The sequence below is a fragment of the Spongiibacter sp. genome (assembly GCF_984394615.1).
Genome location: NZ_CFHTQA010000034.1, coordinates 19016 through 36714 on the forward strand (window position 1 = coordinate 19016; position 17699 = coordinate 36714).

The window sequence follows — 17699 nt, forward strand, 5'->3', positions numbered from 1 at the left end:
CTTTGCGGGGCAGCACTATTTATTTGATCAAAAAACAGCCAGACGCAACAAAATGGCAGAATTCCAAAGGCAATGCAAACCGCAACCCCCTGCTACTCAGCAGCGGAAAAACGGTTCTTAGCGGCAATCCATTGGGACATATAGCGGTGGCTGCGCAGGCTGTGGTGACGCAGCATGGCGCCGATGAAATTGGCCTTTCTGCCGGCATCACGCTCAACTGACAGCGTACTTAAACGCTCTCTAAGCTGCCGTAAATGGGATTGTCGATCAAAGCGCGTCAGCAGCGCATCACCGCGCTGCTGGGCCTGCTGCCAGGCGGTAGCGTCTCGATACAGGGCGACGCAGGCGTCAACAAACGCCTCCGGCGTATCGGCAAGGTAACCGCCCCAGGTCTCTGAGTTCCCCATCCCCTCCGCACCCACCGCAGAGGTCACCGAGGGAGTCCCGCACTCCATCGCTTCCAGCAGCTTACCTTTCTGTCCTGCGCCAAAGCGCAGCGGCGCCAGGCAGAGTTTGGCGTCTCGCATCACTGCCCGAGCATCGGGCGCCCAGCCCTTAATCAGAAACCCAAGCTTGTCACTGTGTAGTTGCATCGCCTTGGGCGGTGGGTAAGCGCCGTAGACGTGGCATTCTGCCTCCGGCAGGCGCTTGCACAGCACGGGCCAGATATCCCGCCGCAGATACTGCAGGGCATCCCAATTGGGCGCGTGGCGGTAATTGCCAATACACAGACAGTGCTTGCGCCCGTCAAAGTCCGAGGCGGGCTGACGCCCCTCGCTGAGCAACGGGTAGTAATGAAGCAGCGACGCCGACACGCCGTAGTGCTGTTGCAGCAGGCTCATTTCGTAGTCGGAAATGATCAGACTCAGATCACTGCGCCAGATCGCCGCCAGCTCCCGCTGCGCCAGCTCGCTGTGCAGCTCCGGTTCGCCGCCGCGCTTGATGGCCTGCTGGCGGGCTTCACGCAGACTGTGCAAATCCTGGGTATCCAGCACGCGCAACGCCTCTGGACAGACCTCTTCTACCCGCCAGGAAAATTGCTCTTCACTCAGAAAGCGATCAAAGATCACCAGCTGCGGTTGCAGCTTAGCGAGCTGGGCATTGAAGCTGTCGCAGTTCAGGCGAATTTCCAGCTCGTCGATACCCAGTGCAGACAGGTCTGCGCGATGCGGCGACAACTGTGCCGCGCTGGACACCGTCACCTGCCAACCCCAGGCCTGCAGCGCCTGAATCAAATCCATGCTGCGCGCCCCCGCCGCCGATGAGCGGGGTTCGGGCCAGACATGGCCGATAAACAAGGCGCGCTTAACCGGGGACATCAGTCAAAATCACTGTAGGGAATCGGCGCCTCGGGCGGCGTTTCAATCAACTGCCAGCGCTCATCGAACTGATACTTGAGATACAGGGCGATGTGATTCGGCTCGTAAAAGTCGGCGCGGTGAATATCCGCAGCAACGCCGACAAACCACCGCCGTGTCACGCGTTTTTCAATCGCCGCTTCCAGATAATAACCGGCACCGCCGCCATCACTGTCGCTGCCGCCCAGACGGTACGGCGCATCGGTTTGCGTCCAGGAATGCGACAGCGACGCCCCCAACAGATACGACCAACTGTCAGCCACACGGCCGTAATACCGCACCGGCAGTGACAGCGACAGATACTGTTGCGGGCTGTAGTAGGCCCCGTGCCCCAAACTGTATTCGCTCAAGTTCTTGTCATAGCGCAGATGCATCACATTCACGCCGACGCGCAGCGTGCGATCCGGCTCATTCAGCAGTCGGCGATAGACGCCCCCCAGTAAACCCATGCGGGTATTGTCTTCAACATCATCGCCCTGCAGCAGGTGATACTGAAGGCTGCTCCAGAAACCGTATTTGCCACCAAGATCGTGACTGAAACCCAGTTTGGCACCGCTGCGCATCACTCCGCCCCAGTCTCGGTCGGCACCCGTTGCCGCCGCCCCGGGTACGGTCATGCCAGCATAAGACAAGGCGGTGCCGGTCTCAGGTCGACGCGACAATGTCGCTCGCCAGCCAAACTGGCCGAGATCACCGTTCACCGTCACGCCGCCTACCCAGTCGGAAACCTTGAAACCCAGAGGACTGCTGCCGATGTCGGCCTGCCAGTTTGCCGCTTGCCAGCCCACACCGACGGCCGTGCCACTGGCCTTTTCAGAAAATGGAATGCGGGTTATTGACGGCGGCACGGCACCATCGCTGTCGAGGTAATCCTCTCTGCCGGAATCGATCGTGACGCGGTCCACTCTGACCAGCAGATGACCGTCGTAGCGAGGCACGGGCCAGCGAAGCTCCACGGGAATCTGCTGCACTCGCGTACCCGAGCGACGGTCATTCAGATCGAAGCCAACTTTCAGATGCCCCTGACGACGCGCACGATAGCGGTCGATGCTGCCGAGCACATTGCTGCTCAGCCAGTAATTCCGGTCCGCCTGACTATACAGCGCGCGCTGCTCGCGCTTGCTGAGTTGGAGCTTGAGTTGCGGCGACCCCGCCGCTTTTTGCAGTGCCGCATACGCAAAGTTTTCCGCCGCCGCCCAGTCGCCACTGGCCTCGGCCTGTTGCATGGCACTGCGCAGACTCTGATCCGACACCTCCGGCCGCCGCAACAACGTCGTCAACAGTTGCCGCTGCGCCTGCGGCTGTCCGGCTGTACCCATCGCCTCGGCCAGCGCCAGTAGTTGGCCGTCACTCAGCGTCTGCTGATGCGCCATCAAATACGCTGACTGACTGTCGAATTCAGACGAATTATCCAGTTCCGCGCTCAAGCGCAGCAAAGCAATGCGCGCGTCGAGCTGATGGTCTCCCGGTTGCGCGGCCGCACGCCGATAATGCGACCAGGCCAGCACGGCCTTTCCGCGCTGCTCCTCATGACGCCCCAGCGCCAGTTCATACTCACCGCTCAAGGCATTCAGCGTCCGGCGCTGCTCTGGCGTAAGCGGCTGCCCCAATGCCTGTCGATGCCAGTCTGAAAAGGTCTGAAAATCGTCCAGCGCCAACCAAAGCCGAGCGATTTCCAACTGCCGGTAAAATGGCTGTGTGGCGACGGGTTCCAAGCCTTTAACGATCCGAGGCGCGCGCTCAGGCTCGCCGAGGTCGATCCAGCGGCCGGCCAGATTCAGCAGCACATCGGGCTGATCGGCAAAGTCCTGTTCCAACTGCCGCAATTGCTGGCCGCGCTCGGCATCACTGAGCGTATTGCCACCCGCCAGCGCAAGATTTCCGCGCCAACGCGCCAGATTGCGCTGCATGGCCGCACTGCGCTGCGCACTTGGCACGGCCTCCAGACGCGCCGCCGCAGCGTCAATGCGATTTTGGGAGGCCAAATACAAGGCGTAGGAGAATTGCATATCCGGGCTGCGATCATCGTCAGCCCACTGCGCCATCAGGCGGTCGGCGCGCTCCGGCTGCCCCAGTGCGCGCAGGCGAGACGCGATGTCACTGCGCAACCAGGGCGATGACGGCGCCAGCGCCAGTAAGCGCTCGATGGCGGCAAGCTGATCATCAACGCGCTCTGCGGCAGCCAACTCGCGCTCCGCTCGGGCGAGTTGCCAATCCTGCCAAGGCTCCGCGACATTTTGTTGCTGAGCCGTGCTCAACTGATGGTAGTAGCGCACTGCCGCGGCGTCGCCATCAAGTGCTTGGATGACGGAAAACCGCCCCCACAGTGCCGCAGTGTTGCCTGGGTCACGACGAAGAACATCATCGTAATAGCGCTCTGCACTGGCCCAGTCACCCTGACGCAGAGACAACTGTGCCAGTGCCAGCCGGGCATCCTCGGCGTCCGGCTTTAAGGCGAGCGCCTGAAGCAGACTCTGTCTCGCCGCTTCGTAACGGCCGTCGTCCATTTCGGCCTCGCCGCGTCGCAGGGCCTGCCAATACCGAGTCGTCGTGATTAACGACTCCCAGCGGCTCACCTGATCCGGGTCCTTGTTGTAGCGGGCGGCCAGTTGAAAATAGTTGAGCGCCGGAGAGTGCTCTCCACGACGCAGGGCCAGCAAGCCCAGCCCGCCCAGTATTTCCGCATCTTGAGGTCGACCTTTCAGGGCATAGTTCAGGCGTTGTTGGGCCGCCGTATTCCGCTCCTGATCCAGCAAAGCCAAACCCTGAAGTTTTGCTCGGTAATACGGGTCTCGAAGGCGCTGGCGTTCAGCCTGCCAGTCGTCCTGCGCCAGTTCAAAGGCCTGCTGAAATTGCAGCGTGTCGGGGAAGCGCTCTGCCAGCAGGCGCTGATTCTCCACACGCCGGGCAGTAATCGGCTGGCGCTGCATGGCTGACGACCAGCGGTAGGCTGCCTGCAAGGCCATGGACGGGTTGTCCAGCAGCGCCCGCAGCATGGTTTGTCCACGCGGACTGGACACATTGACGGACATCAGCTGGTCGGCCAATGCATATTGCAGCGGGCCATTGTCCGGGTACTGACGATTCAGGCTTTCCAGGCGACGGATGACTTCCGGGCGCCGACCATCTAACTGCGCCAGAATCCTCAGATATTCAAGCTCAGTGGAGATCAGTGCGAAACCATTGGGAAACAACTCGGCATAATGCCGCAGCGCTTCGCGAGAGCGCCCTGCCAGCGCCATCACCCTCGCCTGCTGGAGCGCGCCGCGCTTGCCGGTTTGGGCAGTAATCAAATCATCGAGTTGCACGGCCAGTGGCGATTCGCCCTCCTGACGCTGCAAATGTGCAAGTGCGGCCCGCGCAACATCCTCGCGGTTTTCACGCAGCGCGAGCCAGATTTCATACACGGGCAGCAATGTCGATTCGGGCGCCAGCGCCCGGAAGCGCTTCAGACGGTTGGCCAGCAGATCTTCCCGCTCCAGCAATTCGGCTTCCAGCAACTGCGCCCGAAAGCGCGCTGTCAGGCCCTCGTCGAGGCGCTCCGCTTTCGGCGCCAGCTCTCGCTCCCCCAGCTCGATGGCATAGTCATTTTTCATTGTTGACGGCAGCGGCCGCAGCGTTTGCCAGATCAGCAAGGCCACAACAACCAGCAGGCTCCCCCACAGCAGCCGCCTCATGAACAGACTCCCGTTAGCTGACCCTGTGCGTCAAACCGGTAGCGCCCCTGCCACCAGCCGAGGCCAAACAGACTGAGAACCTGACTGTAATAGGCCTGTCTCCCCTTGCTCTCGCTCTGTGCCTGAACTACGTCCACAGCAAATCGCGACGCGGCGAGTTCCTGCTCCGCCATTTTGAGCAGTGGCAGCATGGCCGCCTTAAACCCGAAGGGGCCGCGGCCCCGATACTCGCCGGACACCGCATTCCAGCGTTCAGGCACCGCATTTTGTGCCAGCACAGCATCGATCATCGGTGTATAGCCTGCCAGCAGCGCATCGCGTCCCTCAGCGTCGGCATGCATCATGCCCAACCACAGGTAAACGCGAATCGCATCGTAACTCCCTTGGCTGCCGTGTTTGGGGTCGGGCAGAATTTGACCGTCGCGCCAGCGCAGCCAGTCCGGCGCAAAACCCTTGGGCGACGCGGCCAGCAACCACCGCTGACTGCTGGCCGCCAAGGCAGGCCAAGCTGAGTGGGGGTAATTTTGCGCAAAAGACTGGAGCAATTGCGGGGGCACATAGCTGGGATTGAGCCGGTAGTCGCCATCCGCCAGAACAAAGCCTTCCGGCCCGGGCAACAGGAGACGGCCATGCTCGGCTACCACCCGGCTCTCGTCGGCCACGATGCGCTTTGCCAGCCAGTAGGCTTTGCTGCGGTAGCGGTGTTCACGCCAAAGTCGCCCCGCCTCATTCAAGGCATACACCATCCATAGATCGGCATCCGATGCCGCATTTTGATCGAGCACCCGCCAGCCGCCGTCGGCATCTTGCCCCCACAGCCAGGCGGGCAAATGACGGCTGAGATCCCCGGCCGCCAAATGGGTCTCCGTCCAGTTCAGCAACTGATCAAACCGGGCGCGATCACCGGCTATCAGCGCAAAGAACAAACCATAGGCCTGACCTTCCGAGGTGGTGATCTGCCGGGGATCACTGCCATCTACCACACGTCCCTTGTCGATGTACTGCGCGGCAAAGGTCTCCCACTGCGGCCAGCGGCAATCGTCGGCTTGCGCTGACACCGCTGCGAGCAAAAAGACACCAAAGACGAGCAGTCGCCTCACGGCCCCTCCCGATACAGGCGACGGCGCGCAACGCCACTGAGAATTCGCCACAGCACAACGGCCAGCATCAGGCAGATGACCGCGCTGATCAGCCCGAGGATGACGGGATGGCGGGAGAAGTGGAACCAGATCAGGTCCCATACCCGCAGCTTGCCGACAAAATACTTGTCGCCCACATTAAAGCTGGCTACCTGTTCGCCGCGCACGGTGACCACGGTGCCATACATAAAGGGCACCTTGCCGCTGTCGGCCAGACTGTCACGCAGATCGGCAAAGTCGCCGGGCGCCGAGGCCAGCAGGGATACCACGCTGCGGTCGCGATCAAACGGCGAGCGCATTCCCACCATGGCAGAGAACGGCCCGTTTGCCCGCACCTGAACCTGAGACACGCTCTTCGCCAGATCGGGTCCCGAGCCCCCCTCTGGCGCAAACTCGATACGGCGGTTGGAGCGCGGCTGCAACAGGCTGCGATTGGCCTCTTTGATCAGTAGTGGCAACTCATCGTCGGCAATGTCATCCAGACTGGGGTTGGCGGCGATCAACAGCACGTCTTTGTCCTGCAACTGGCTCTTGTCCCAATCACTGAGCAGCGACACGCCCAGTGCGGGGTAGCCCGCGCTGGAACCCGCAAAACCCATCATTTGCAGATAGGTTTCCACGACTTGTGCGTTCTGCGGCTGCGGCAACAGCACCGCCGTCTCCGACAGGTCTGCCATGCGGGTAAACGGATAGGCAGCATTGCTGAAGGCGCGCAGATTGGGCATTTCTATGTAATGAGGAAAGCCGGTGAAATCCAGCGTCGAGTCCGCATCAACCACCGCATAGCGACGCGCCGGTGGGATGCTCTTGCACTCGCCATTGGCGATACCGGCAAAGTCGAACTCAAACAACAGCTGGTTGCGGCTGCCCACTTTAAATGCCGGAATACGCAGCAACTGGCTGTTACCCAGCAGGCTGTCGTCCAGCAACGGCACACGCAAACTGTTCAACTCGCCCGATACGCCACTGCGCGTCAAGTGATAAGCCTCCACAAACTGGCCGTTGACCAGCATGCTCAACTGCGAGCCGTTGTCGTCTTCGATTGGCGGGGAATAGTGATATTGCAAATCCACCGGAATACCGCGGCTGCGCCAGGTGAAGAGGTCCGGCGGTAGCTGGAACGATAAGCTAACCGGCGCCGGAGTGCGTCCCGACACCTGCAATTGGGAGGGATCGTTGACCAACTCGCCGAAGCGCACCGGTCGATCCGTCGGCAGCCAGTTGGGCGCATCATAGGGTTTGCGGGGTTTGAGTTGTTTGACGTTGCGGATTTCTGCCACGGAGCCCGACAGCAGCGCGCTGCCAATAGCCAGCCCCTTCATGGCCTCAACAAGATCGGCATCGTCGCGCCCCTGTACTAACAGGTATTTCACTTCAGGACGGTCCGGCAGCGCCATCACTTCCAGCGTCGGCCCCTCTACCGGCGGATAATCCCGCAGCGCTTCAGGCCGCTGACTATTGGTCATCAGCACCAGCGCATGCTGCTCCGGCAGTGTATCCGTTACCGGAAAGCTCGCGCCTCGCCAGGCCGCCTGGGCACCAAACCACGAGGCGCCAATACCCGCCGCCCGCAGACGTTCCAGACTGTTTTCGCCGCTCATGACAACGGGCAGTTCCAACGGACGATAGTCGTTGCCATCGAAAAACGGCGCGGGCAGCAGTGCCAAATCATTCGCCAGCGGCAGTGCCCGGCTGAACAGCCGCAGCTCTGTGGACGCACCCAGCTCACTCCAGATACTGACGTCGTCCGGACTCCAGCAGTCTTTGTCCAGATGACCGATCAGCTCTACTCGCAATTGGTTGAAGTCAGATAGATAACGCGGTTGCAGGGGAATCACCGTGTTGCGTTGCAGGCGCGACTCGTCGTCGATAGCCGTCACCCCCATCAATTCGCCATTCAGGTAAACCTTCAGGTGTGACAGTTTGGCCATCAACGCCGGTGACGCAGAGTAGTTCAGATGCAACTCAGCGGCCTCAACCAGCTCGTCCAGACGCGACCCGAAATTCAGCGAGACGCTGCTTTCGCTGCCCCGCAATTTGGCACTGCGTCCATAACCCAGGTCCTGAAGGCTGTAGCGACTTTCCTCCAGAGGAGGCTGCTCAACATCCACGCCCTGTGCCTGAGCCGGGGAAAAACCGCTCAGCACCAGCAGGGCTGCCAGCGTTTGTAATGGCCGCAAATAAGCGCGTTGGCGTTTCGTCGTCATCCATCTGTCCTTATCGAAACAGGCTGGGGGCGCAGACTGACCACCCAGTGAATCATTGAGAGTAATGCATCTAACATGCGGGGAATCGGCTGAGGGGCTGCGCGCAGCAGGCGGCGATACCCCATCAGGCTCACGGCCATCACGGCGCCCATGCTCTTTAAGGGCCGGTCAGTACGCATACCGCGTTTCCAGCGAACCCAGTTATCGGCGCGAGCAAAGGTGCACTGCACGTAATTGATCATGCTGGCGGGCGAACGGTCTCGCAGTTGCAGCCCCAAGGTCTCTCGCCCTTTGTAAACCACCGAAACGGGAAAACTGTATTCGCGCCCAGCGCGATCAAGAACCACGGTGGCGTGGTGACCAATGCCCTCGCAGGCACGGGGAGAAAGTTGCACCCGCAATCCGCTGAGAGAGAAATCCCGCAACCGCGCCTGCAGCACATGACCATCTTCCAGACGCAGGCTGATTGGCAGGGACAGCTCCACGCGATGATCACGGCGCTGCTGCTTGGCCTCAGCAGCAACCGCGACAGCGCCGCCAAGAATCAGCAAATTGTAAAAAGTCCAAGATAGATTGAGCAGCACCGCGCCGGTTTCCTCACCAGCACCACGGAGCAGCCAGCCGATGCCCACCGCCAATCCGATCAAATTGGCGACAACCAGCAGTATGTAAGGCCGGGACATCACCCAGTCAAAATACTTTTCATAAATCAGCCCGCCTTTGGCAGTGACGTTAAAACTGCCTTTATCCGGCGCAAACAGGGCCACGGCGGTTGGCCGGGCGATATACCAGGACAATACCGTTTCGTAGATCTCACCCCAGAATGAGTGCCGGTAGCGCCCTTGAATGCGCGCATTCACCACCGAGGCATACACCATATGTGGCAGCACATACAGGAACAGCATAGCCGCGGGCGCATAGATGATGTAGGTATGCAGCAACAGAAATGCCAGCGGTGCCACCAGAAAAATCAGGCGCGGAATTCCCGACAGGAAGTGCAGCATGGCATTGAAATAGCAGAGCCGCTGCGGCCACTGCAGGCCCTTGCCCTTCAGCGGATTGTCGATACGCAGAATCTGGCTCATACCGCGCGCCCAGCGAATGCGCTGGCCGATATGGGCCGACAAGGTTTCGGTGGCCAGCCCCGCTGCGACCGGCGCGCGCACATACGAGGAACGGTAGCCGCGCCGATGCAAGCGCAGCGAGGTATGGGCATCTTCGGTCACCGTCTCGACAGCGATACCGCCGATTTCATCCAAGGGTGCGCGGCGGATAATCGCGCAGGAGCCACAGAAAAAGGTGCCATTCCAAAGGTCGTTCCCGTTCTGAATCAGACCGTAAAACAATCCGCCCTCGTTGGGGACCTTGCGGAAATTGCTCAGGTTACGCTCGAAGGGATCGGGCGAAAAAAAGTGGTGCGGCGTCTGCACCAGCGCCAGCTTTGAATCCTGCAGAAAGCCGCCCATTGCCACCTGCAGAAACGCTCGAGTGGGAATGTGGTCGCAATCAAAAATAGCCACAAACTCGCCGTCTATCTGCTTGAGAGCGTGATTGATATTCCCCGCCTTGGCATGACGGTTGTCAGTACGGGTTATATATTTCACCCCGACGTCACTGGCGAACGCCCGAAAACTCTCGCGGCGACCGTCGTCCAGAATGTAAATATTCAATTTGTCCGCCGGCCAATCCAACCCCAGACAGGCGTAAATGGTTGCCCGAACAACATCCAACTCTTCGTTGTAGGTCGGCACCAGAATATCAACCGTGGGCCACTTCTGGCGGTCCTCAGGCAAGGCGGCCAGCGGACGGTTAAGCGGCCAGATATTCTGAAAATACCCCAGCACCAGTACCACCCAGGCATACAGTTCAGCCAACAGCAGTAGAATACCCAGCGCCAAACCCAGGGGGTCATCGAAATTAAGCGTATTGGTGCAACGCCACCAGATGTAGCGGCAGGACGCCAGCAGCGACAGCACAATCATCAGCATGCGGGGAAAGCGTCCAGGCAGGCGATTACAGATCAACAAAACGACAAACAGCGACGCGCCCAGTGCAAATTGTCCGGCCAGTTCCAGAGGCACGGTAATACAGAGCAGCGCAAGACAGACAATCAGCAGCGCCTTTAGTCCCTTGGACCGGCCACTGCCGGGCTTTTGCCACGGCGGAACATCCAGCCCCCTGCGCGCCAGCTCCTCACTGAATTGCGCGCGATAGGCCGCAATCGCACGCAAGGACAGCCGCCTCATGTGTAAACGCAGCCAGCGCCTCAGCCGGGAAATAGCTCCCCATAGATCGATGTAACCGGGCACCGCCTGCCGACGAACAAACAGCAACCACCCCACCTGAACCAATGCGCGGAGAGGGTCACTCCAGCGCGGCTGTAACAAATCCACTTGCGGAAAAAGGTAACGCGGCACCTGCCAGCTCGGCAGTCCGCCGATGCGATTTTGCAAAAACAGCGCCGACAGCCATAACCAGCTCCACAGCAGGAGTTTGCCCGCCGCGCTGGGTCGACGTCCCGCGCAGTAGGCCTCGTACCGCTCTCGCAACAAGCCTCTCAAACTCACGCTGGGCGCCCTCGCGCCACCGTCAGATAAAATCGCGCCAATGCCTGAAAATCCTTCGTCGCCTGACTGTCTACGGCGGTTTCCAATGCGGTGGCGAACAGCGCCTGCGCTTCGGCTACGGCGAGGTCTTCGTGTATGCCGTTGGGCGTCAACGCGGTCGCAAAATCCTGTTTAAGCAGACCGGCAATATCCTGCTCCAGAGGAATATGGGGAGACAGGCGATTGATCAGTAGATGGCTTTTGCTGTCCAGGCTGTCGCCCAACCACGACTCTCCACAGCGCTTCAACATGGCGTAGGCGCCAGCAGATGGCGTTGTCACCCACAGGCGGTTGCTGACTTGGGCCACCTCTGCAAACTGAAACGCAGCCGGACCATCGATCAATACGCAGTCGTAGGCCATATCACGCAGCGCCGCGAGCATCACCTCGAGTCGTTCAACAATAGCGCTGGCATCTAAGTGGTATTCACGCACTTCCGCCGCCGACAACTCGCCAAAGGGCAGAACTGTCACGCCGTGGTGCGCGGCATAGGCCGCCTCTTGCCAAGGCTTACCGTCAACGCTGGCGCGCGCCCAGCCAGCCTTTTCATCATGACGAATCGCAAAGCTGTAGCGGAGTACATTTGCCGGATTGAGATCCAGCACCAGGCAGCGCATACCCTGCAGCTGCATCGCCGCGGCCAGATTCGCGGTCACGGACGTTACCCCCGCTCCGCCACAGACTCCGGTAATCAGCAGGGTATACAAGGCACGGCCCCCAAGCGATCAGATAACATGTGGAAGTCCTGCACAGTCACTTAACCTGCTTCCGAGGAATTGGCAGCGCCATCGATGTCCGCCAGCAGCGGCCAGCGGGTCAGAACGTCATCCCGTTCGGAAATGCGGCGACTCTCAAAATAGGCGAAGTCATCACCGGCATCCAGCGCACGAACCACGCGCTGAATATCGCGACTGATCGCCGGCTTTGCGTTCGCGCTTTCGGCAATAGCGTCCTGCTGATTGGGTGGTGACGGCGTTTGCGAAGTCATGCGTCCAATTCTCCTGAAACCGCACCCTTTTCCCCGACATACTGCACATTGAAGTGAGGAATATTCACTAGGAAAAAAGGGGCTTAGCGGGTATTGCTACTACAATGCCATAAAAGTGTGATGCTAGTCATTGATATAACGCATGGGCTATAGTTGACGCCAGTTTACGCGAAACCGTTTCTCTCCAGCCATATCGTCACGGAGCCAATGCGCTGATGCCGACAGCCCCGCCGCAGGAAATATTACAACGCACCCTGTTGCAGCCTGGCCTCTATTGCGTGCTGGCAAACGAGCGTAAAGATTTTATCGGCACGCTGAATCTGGTTAAAGACAGCCATCACTGTCTGGTCTTTCAGGAAAAGCAGGCCGAGGTGTTTGGCGACCTCTCCGAGGGGGAGTCCGAGCGACTCGACACCCTGTGCAACAGCCGACGACTTGGCAGTTTTTTTGGCGATCGCTCCGCCTTTGAACCGGCCCTGCAGCTACGTAGCCTGTTGCGCGACTGCCGGCGCCTGAAACTGCCAAAAGCATCAGGACTGTGCCTGGTGATCAATGAAACCAGTCTTGGGCACAGTGGTCCTGCCCGGCTGGGGGAAATGCTCGCGGCATGGCGCCGCTTTTGTGATCAGCGACAATTGCGCCTGCTGCTGCTGATACATGGCTCCTGTCATACCCTGCGTCCCTTGTTGCGTTTGCACAGCCGCGTGCTGTCCGGACTTGCCAGTCAAACCCCTGTGGGCGACTACCAATACTCACTGCTGGTGGAACACTGGCAACTCCCCGACGCACTGTTCACCCGTCAGGAATTGTTTCTTGAGCTGGACAAGCACTTTCAAGCCAGACAACTCAGTCGACTGCACCCTCCCCGGCAGCACCTCGAGGCCATGCCCGCCGATGTGGACGTCATTTATACGCTCAAGGGCCTGGGCGAAGAACTGCACAGCCGGGTGGAAACACTTGCGGAATATGGCAGCAACAGCGAACTGGCCGCGCATCTCAACGAGGCGGTCGCGGCAACGGTGGTATTCGGTCTGCGCAGTGCCGGGGAGATCGATGCCCTTGCTGCAATCGTCTACCAACTGCGTTGCGCCCGGGGGGAACAACTGAAAATCGTCATCAGAGAGACCCGGCGCTGTCTTCGCTCCTCTGACGAAGGTTACCTGCTGCGCGCGGGCTGCAATCTGCTGATTCCCCACACCTTGCGGGGGCACAATCTGCGCAGCATGATCAGCGCCGTACAGGGACAGGTTTTTCGTCGGCCACTCCCCCCCAGCATGGCCCAGCTTATGGAGAGCCGGCCGGATGCTCAGCACCAGGGCTATGCCGAGCCAAGCACCTTCTCACGTATTGCGCGGCGCGCCTTTGACAGCAGCCACTTCAGCGAGCTGCAACACCTGATTATCGAATTGGAACCACTCCCCGACCTCGGGCTTCAGCAAGCTCTGGGCCTGTGCCGCCTGAGACGGGGTGGCGACCTCCTCACTGTTGCCAACGGCCGTATTCTGCTGTTTTTCTACGCCTGCAATCCCGATGACGTGGATATCGCATTGCGTAACAGCATGGACTTACCGGTCAACGACATCTTTGCCCGGCGGCAACTCCATTACGATGCCGCCACGGTGGATGAATTGCTTATTCGCTTGGAGACCACAAAGCCGGAGATCGACAGCAACTACATGGAAACGCTGAACCACAGAATGGCCGCCGCCAGCCCACAGCAAAGTATGCCGCGAAGCAACATCCATTTTGCGCAGCGAATCACGCTGAACCGCGGACCGGAGCACTCGGCATGAATCTGGAAGACTTCCTGATTACGCTTGGCGGCGGCTTGCTGGCAGGTGCTCTGGCCGGCTACTTTTTTCGAGAGCTGTTAAGCCGCGGACAACACTGGCTGCTGAGCCGCCTCAAGCCGCGATCGCTGAAGCCCTACAAACCCCGTCGTGGCGCGTTACCGGCGCAGGAGTCCCAGTCAAAATGATGGAACGCACCCAAGCCACTGACATCAGTAACGTTAAGTTGCCGGAACTTGCTGCCTGGAATCTCTATTTTCTTGCCAAACTCGGCTTCCACTTTACCGGCAGACTGGATTTCCTGCCGCTGGAGAATCTGGCACTGGCGTTATTTCTTGTCCTGCCGATGTCTGCGCCACTACTCAGGATCGCCAAGCACAGCATTGGCATTGTTGCCGCTGTTTATCTCCTGCAACTTGAGAGCAATTTGCCCCCCATCTCTCGCCTGTTCGCACAACTGGATCAACTGCTGACATTCGATGCAGGCTATCTGTTCGAACTGACCCTGCGGCTGATTCCCCAGGACACTCTGCTGCCATTAGCGGTAGGGCTGGCGATCTACCTCTTTGTGAGTCGCTTCCTGCGGATAAGCTCCTTCGTACTGCTCACCCTGCTCGGGATTACGATCGCCAATATCACGCCCACCGAGGTCGATATTCCGCGCCCCGTTGCAGCGACCTCGCAGATGCCGAGGTCCGCCATCCCCGAATCGACCTCGCTGAGTGGCGATGCCTCACTCAACGCCTACCTGGAAAATTTCTTCAGCAAGGAACAGCAACGTCGCGTTGCCATTCCTGCAGTGGATCCCGAGCAAGCGGCCTTCGATATCATTTTTCTCAGTGTTTGTTCACTGGGTTGGGACGATCTGGAAGCGGTGAATCAACAACGCCATCCGCTGCTGCAGCGCTTCGATATGGTGTTCGAACAATTTAACTCTGCCACCTCCTACAGCGGCCCGGCCGTTCTGCGACTGAGCCACGCCAGCTGTGGCCAGCTTCCCCACAGTGACCTCTATCAGGAAAGCCCTGCCGAATGTCAGCTGTTTTCGCAGTTGTCGCAGCGCGGCTACGAGCATGCGCTGCTGATGAACCACGACGGGCGGTTCGACAGCTTTCTCGAGCGCACCCGCCGATACGGCCATATTCAGTCTGAACTTCTCCCTCACACCGGTGCGCCTCAAAGCCAGAAAGCCTTCAATGGCGACCCGATATACCGGGATCGGGATGTGCTGACCCAGTGGTGGCAACAGCGACAGCTTAGTGGCAACGAGCGGACCATGGCGCTGTACAACACCATCAGTTTGCACGATGGCAACCGGCTGCTGAGCGACAGCTCACTGCGCGATGAAGCCAGCTACCGTCGGCGCCTGAATATTCTGTTTGAGGATATCGGCGCCTTTATCGATCAGTTGGAAAAGAGCGGCCGCAACGTTGTTGTCGTGATGATTCCTGAGCACGGCGCCGCCCTGCGCGGTGACGCCATGCAAATTTCAGGTATGCGGGAAATCCCCAGTCCTGCTCTGACTCGCGTTCCCACTGCGGTGAAGTTAATCGGACCGGATACCCGACGCGAGGGCGACACGGTGTATACCGATAAGCCTGTCAGTTTCCTGGCCGTGGCCAGCATCCTCGCCCGAGTTTTTGATGAGCAGTTATTCTCACGAGCCAGTTTCGCCCCCGGCGATTGGCTGTCCGGCATGCCGGAAACCGAGCGAGTATCCCAGAATGAAGGCAGCACCGTCATACAGGTGAAAGGCCAAACCTATTTATCGCTGGATGAGAAAACCTGGAGCGAGTACTGAATCGGTACTCGCACGCTAACTGAATAACATCGCATTTCTTTCGCTGATTTGGCGGTTCAATGTCCAATAATCGTAGATCACGCCGAGCAGGAAAAAGCCGCCCGTAAACAGATAAATCACCCCCGTAACCCACTTGCCCATATAAAAACGGTGCAGGCCGAATACCCCTAAAAACGTCAGCAGTACCCAGGCGACCGTGTAACTCGTCGCTCCTGAGCGATAGCGAAAGTCCGCAGCGCGCTCCATCATCGGCATCAGGAACAGGTCGACAATCCAACCGATGAGGAACAGCCCAAGGGTAAAGAAATACAGGGTCCCACTGATGGGGCGCCCCAGATAAAAGCGGTGCGCCCCCATAAAGCCGAACAACCACAGCACGTAGGCAACCGCCAGACTGTGCGTGTCATCAACACGGGCGGGGCTGTTATGGGCGCTGGACATGATCAGGCTCCTCTTTCTCAGGGGGTTGCTAGCAATTGAAAAATGATGGATACCGCTGGATCGCCCGGCTGACTGGACGGCTCAACACAACGTTCAATCAACAGACCGGATTCACAGAATAGCTCGCTCCAGGCAGACAGTGGGCGAAAGAACCACGGTGCCGCTGATTTGAACTGCTTTTGCAGTGCGGGTTCCAGTCCCTGCCAACTTCCCGCCTGCCAGGCAGACTGATAGCGCTCGGGGCGACTGAATACCGGATGTAAGGTTTGCACCAGAACGCGCCCGCCGGGGGCGAGCCGTCCCACCAGCGCCGCCAGCAGCGATTGCAGCGACTCGCCTAATAACGAGAAGTTACAGACGATAACATCGTAATCTGGCGATGCGGGGCGACGAGCCAATGCCTCGTAGCTCACACACTCACATTGCGCGCCGCGACGCCGGGCTGCGTCGATCAGCTCCGGCACCACGTCCACGCCCTCGGCAGCAATGCCCTGCTCTGCCAGTGCTTGCAATAACCAGCCCTCACCACAACCAATATCCAACACGCGGCGAGGCCGCAGTCGGCAAATCGCATCAACAATGGCCTGATTGGTGATCGCTTCGCGGCTTTTGATCGCCCCGCTCGCCAAGGCCGCACACCAGGGTTCAGCGTTCTCTTGCCACGCCTCAATAATGGCCTGCTCAGAAAATTCCGACACGGCGCTCTCCTCCACAGTCATGCTCCAGTATACCGACGTAGCGGTTTGGCCGCTTGCTCAGTACCATAACAAGCTCAACCCTGCGATGAACGAGTCCATGCCTATCCTCACCTTCAAAGGCCAGACCTATAGCTGCGAGCCGGGCGAAACCGTGCTCGGCTGCCTGCTTCGCCACCAACAAGCCATTCCGCATGGCTGTCTGGCCGGGGTATGCCAGAGCTGTTGCCTGCAAAGTCACCAGGTCCCAACAGAGAGGCTTGTCGAAGCCCAACAAGGACTGAGTGAAGCGCAATGTCGCAACGGCGAGTTTCTCGCCTGTCAATTACCGGCAGACCATTCGCTGGAGGTCAGCCTGTCCGCTCAAAAGCCCTGGCACACAGCAACACTTGCTCGCTCAGAGCAACTCAGCGACACCGTCTGGCGGCTTGAGTTTGACAGCAGCCTGCGCTGGCAACCGGGACAATATTTCAGCCTGTCATTGAATGGCATCGACACGCGCTGCTACTCGGCAGCACTGCCCGCCAGCCAGGGCCCATTGGTTTTTCATATCCAGCGCCACCCTGAGGGCAGACTCAGTGACGCCCTTTGCCGATTGAGCGCAGGTGATACGCTGCAGCTTCAGGGGCCATTCGGCGACTTCCGGCTGCGCGAAGACAGCACACCGCGACGCCTGTTGCTGATCGGCAGCGGCACGGGCCTCGCACCGCTGCTGGCCATCGCCGGCGCAGCGACCGAGGACGATCAGTACGACAATATCGTGCTGCTGCGCTGCGCTCGCCGCATAACCGGCCTGTATGAGTCACCGGAGCTATCCAGGCTCATCAATAAAGGCATCCATATTGAAACGGCGCTGTGGGACGACAACGATAGCCTTGAATCCACCCTGCGAGCACTGGCACCACTGCGCGGCGACCATGTCTATCTCAGCGGCAGTGCGCGTTTTGTTCAGCAGTTTGAACGACGTTGCTTTATGCACGGCGCGTCGCGCGGCGAT

The 17699-nt window shown here is 59.5% G+C and carries 13 protein-coding genes; 4 read left to right on the top strand and 9 right to left on the bottom strand.

Features of this window, described 5'->3' with window-relative positions:
• Positions 1–92: 92 nt before the first annotated feature.
• The 7 genes from AC5DB9_RS12490 to AC5DB9_RS12520 are packed head-to-tail and all read right to left on the bottom strand — an operon-like array spanning position 93 to position 11975.
• Positions 93–1319 carry a glycosyltransferase family 4 protein gene (locus AC5DB9_RS12490; protein ID WP_272991467.1) on the bottom strand — a complete coding sequence of 409 codons (1227 nt, stop codon included), beginning with the start codon at positions 1317–1319 and terminating at the stop codon, positions 93–95.
• A complete protein-coding gene (locus tag AC5DB9_RS12495; protein ID WP_272991468.1) occupies positions 1319–5035 on the bottom strand; it encodes a cellulose synthase subunit BcsC-related outer membrane protein in 3717 nt (1238 codons plus the stop codon). Before AC5DB9_RS12495 ends, AC5DB9_RS12490 begins: the two co-directional genes overlap by 1 nt.
• On the bottom strand, positions 5032–6135 hold the full coding sequence (bcsZ, locus tag AC5DB9_RS12500; RefSeq protein ID WP_273009920.1) for a cellulose synthase complex periplasmic endoglucanase BcsZ: 1104 nt from the start codon (positions 6133–6135) through the stop codon (positions 5032–5034). The genes AC5DB9_RS12495 and bcsZ overlap by 4 nt, the downstream gene beginning before the upstream one ends.
• Positions 6132–8381: a cellulose biosynthesis cyclic di-GMP-binding regulatory protein BcsB gene (gene bcsB, locus AC5DB9_RS12505; RefSeq protein ID WP_272993869.1), complete on the bottom strand. Its 2250-nt coding sequence runs from the start codon at positions 8379–8381 to the stop codon at positions 6132–6134. The genes bcsZ and bcsB overlap by 4 nt, the downstream gene beginning before the upstream one ends.
• A complete protein-coding gene (gene bcsA / locus AC5DB9_RS12510; RefSeq protein ID WP_272993867.1) occupies positions 8378–10948 on the bottom strand; it encodes a UDP-forming cellulose synthase catalytic subunit in 2571 nt (856 codons plus the stop codon). The genes bcsB and bcsA overlap by 4 nt, the downstream gene beginning before the upstream one ends.
• Positions 10945–11694 (bottom strand): cellulose biosynthesis protein BcsQ, encoded by a 750-nt coding sequence (gene bcsQ / locus AC5DB9_RS12515; RefSeq protein ID WP_272993865.1) that lies wholly within the window; start codon positions 11692–11694, stop codon positions 10945–10947. The genes bcsA and bcsQ overlap by 4 nt, the downstream gene beginning before the upstream one ends.
• Before the next feature lie 50 nt (positions 11695–11744).
• Entirely contained in the window at positions 11745–11975 is a 231-nt protein-coding gene (locus tag AC5DB9_RS12520; RefSeq protein ID WP_272993864.1) for a hypothetical protein, read from the bottom strand.
• A gap of 215 nt (positions 11976–12190) precedes the next feature.
• Between AC5DB9_RS12520 and AC5DB9_RS12525 the strand changes: the two genes are divergently transcribed.
• Genes AC5DB9_RS12525 through bcsG form a run of 3 tightly spaced genes read left to right on the top strand, consistent with a single transcriptional unit; the run spans position 12191 to position 15566 of the window.
• The gene (locus AC5DB9_RS12525; RefSeq protein WP_272993862.1) at positions 12191–13768 is read left to right on the top strand and encodes a BcsE family c-di-GMP-binding protein; all 1578 of its coding nucleotides are present in this window, start codon (positions 12191–12193) and stop codon (positions 13766–13768) included.
• On the top strand, positions 13765–13953 hold the full coding sequence (locus AC5DB9_RS12530) for a hypothetical protein (protein ID WP_022957541.1): 189 nt from the start codon (positions 13765–13767) through the stop codon (positions 13951–13953). Before AC5DB9_RS12525 ends, AC5DB9_RS12530 begins: the two co-directional genes overlap by 4 nt.
• Entirely contained in the window at positions 13950–15566 is a 1617-nt protein-coding gene (gene bcsG, locus AC5DB9_RS12535) for a cellulose biosynthesis protein BcsG (protein ID WP_272993860.1), read from the top strand. Before AC5DB9_RS12530 ends, bcsG begins: the two co-directional genes overlap by 4 nt.
• 15 nt (positions 15567–15581) lie before the next feature.
• Here the strand turns inward: bcsG and AC5DB9_RS12540 are convergent, their stop codons facing one another.
• Both AC5DB9_RS12540 and AC5DB9_RS12545 read right to left on the bottom strand, forming a co-directional pair.
• Positions 15582–16007: an NINE protein gene (locus tag AC5DB9_RS12540; RefSeq protein ID WP_272993858.1), complete on the bottom strand. Its 426-nt coding sequence runs from the start codon at positions 16005–16007 to the stop codon at positions 15582–15584.
• A 17-nt stretch (positions 16008–16024) separates the two neighbouring features.
• Complete coding sequence (locus AC5DB9_RS12545; protein WP_272993857.1) at positions 16025–16705, bottom strand: class I SAM-dependent methyltransferase; 681 nt, start codon at positions 16703–16705, stop codon at positions 16025–16027.
• Between the two features lie 97 nt (positions 16706–16802).
• Here AC5DB9_RS12545 and AC5DB9_RS12550 point away from each other — a divergent pair.
• On the top strand, positions 16803–17699 hold an 897-nt coding region (locus tag AC5DB9_RS12550; protein WP_491732057.1), incomplete at its 3' end, for an FAD-binding oxidoreductase.

Coding starts and splice junctions, on each gene's coding strand:
- AC5DB9_RS12525 (WP_272993862.1), top strand. CDS start 12,191: ATGCCGACAGCCCCGCCGCAGGAAATATTACAACGCACCCTGTTGCAG.
- AC5DB9_RS12530 (WP_022957541.1), top strand. CDS start 13,765: ATGAATCTGGAAGACTTCCTGATTACGCTTGGCGGCGGCTTGCTGGCA.
- bcsB (WP_272993869.1), bottom strand. CDS start 8,381: ATGACGACGAAACGCCAACGCGCTTATTTGCGGCCATTACAAACGCTG.
- bcsG (WP_272993860.1), top strand. CDS start 13,950: ATGATGGAACGCACCCAAGCCACTGACATCAGTAACGTTAAGTTGCCG.
- AC5DB9_RS12490 (WP_272991467.1), bottom strand. CDS start 1,319: ATGTCCCCGGTTAAGCGCGCCTTGTTTATCGGCCATGTCTGGCCCGAA.
- AC5DB9_RS12520 (WP_272993864.1), bottom strand. CDS start 11,975: ATGACTTCGCAAACGCCGTCACCACCCAATCAGCAGGACGCTATTGCC.
- AC5DB9_RS12495 (WP_272991468.1), bottom strand. CDS start 5,035: ATGAGGCGGCTGCTGTGGGGGAGCCTGCTGGTTGTTGTGGCCTTGCTG.
- AC5DB9_RS12540 (WP_272993858.1), bottom strand. CDS start 16,007: ATGTCCAGCGCCCATAACAGCCCCGCCCGTGTTGATGACACGCACAGT.